Source organism: Corallococcus sp. AB049A (assembly GCF_003668885.1).
Classification (GTDB): Bacteria; Myxococcota; Myxococcia; order Myxococcales; family Myxococcaceae; genus Corallococcus; species Corallococcus interemptor.
Window position 1 is genome coordinate 1 of record NZ_RAWL01001234.1, and the last position, 422, is coordinate 422.

Consider the following 422-nt stretch of genomic DNA (forward strand, 5'->3'; position numbering starts at 1 on the left):
ATAATGGAATCCGCAGCCTCATCGCCGCCACTGCGGCCATCGCTGTTGTCACCTCGCCACTGCTGGCCGTGGCACAGACCACCGGCACCCAGCTGACCCCGGTACCGGTCATGGCCGCACCGCGCCCTGCTGTCCAGGCGCAACCGCAGCCCAACACCAACCATGCACCGGTACCCGGTGGGCAGAGCGCCTTCCCGGCGCCGGTTCCCGATCCCGCCTATCGCACCAGCGCATCGGCCATGCCTGCGGTGCCGCTGCCCACCCGCGCCCGGATCTATGCCGGCCAGGCCGCCGTCTACACGCTGCCCAGCGGGCTCAAGCGCGTGGCCGTCGGTAGTGGCGAGATGCTCGAGGTCACCAACGTCGGCCCGCGCGACCTGATCATGATGGGCATGAAGCCCGGCTCCACCACGGTTCACCTG

1 protein-coding gene is annotated in these 422 nt (G+C 69.7%); it reads left to right on the plus strand.

Features of this window, described 5'->3' with window-relative positions; translation table 11 throughout:
- Positions 1 to 422: pilus assembly protein N-terminal domain-containing protein (locus D7X55_RS41605; RefSeq protein WP_199747448.1), on the plus strand; the 422-nt coding region annotated here is incomplete at both ends.